Source organism: Collinsella sp. Sow4_E3, assembly GCF_052116285.1.
Lineage (GTDB): Bacteria > Actinomycetota > Coriobacteriia > Coriobacteriales > Coriobacteriaceae > Collinsella.
The window spans coordinates 1-468 of sequence record NZ_JBQKLJ010000116.1 but is presented as its reverse complement, the minus strand read 5'-3'; the positions used below and the strand labels follow the sequence as shown (position 1 = coordinate 468).

Annotated in this window: 1 protein-coding gene; it reads right to left on the bottom strand. The window is 38.2% G+C overall.

The annotated features are described in order from the left end of the window. Positions 1-232: 232 nt before the first annotated feature. Entirely contained in the window at positions 233-319 is an 87-nt protein-coding gene (locus tag ACTQ48_RS11545) for a type I toxin-antitoxin system Fst family toxin (protein ID WP_107196852.1), read from the bottom strand. Between the last annotated feature and the right edge of the window lie 149 nt (positions 320-468).

The following is a 468-nucleotide window of genomic DNA, read 5'->3' as shown; positions in this document are numbered from 1 at the left end:
TTACTATGTTTAATACTAACTATTTCGATATGGTATTTCTCTAATTGACGTTTTGCGTAATCTAATCTGATGTTTGAAAATACAGAAAAAAAATGTTATTGTGTAAGTGCGAAGCGAAATTAAGCAAAATCATGTTTACACCAAAAAGCCCTCCTATTCTCAGTAGGAGGGCTTTTTTACACTGTTGCGATTTCAGCGTTGGAGCTAGAAAAGCAACTGCATAGATTATCTGCTAATCGTCTAGCCAACGATCAACTAGCAAAAGTACTAAACCCACAAAAAGTGGGGCGATAATCAACGAAATTAAGCTTTCAATCATGTTTACACCCCCTTTCGGGGCAGTTGCCAAAACAAGTATATCACAAGAAGAATTTCTTGTGGGGGTTGTTAGGGCTTGCCCTGACCGCCTGCAAGGCGCAATCCTAACCAAGATACCCTAAAACAACTAAACATGTCTTAAAGATCTTC

Excerpts from the sequence above, each read along its gene's own strand:
- ACTQ48_RS11545 (WP_107196852.1), bottom strand. The coding sequence starts at position 319 with ATGATTGAAAGCTTAATTTCGTTGATTATCGCCCCACTTTTTGTGGGT.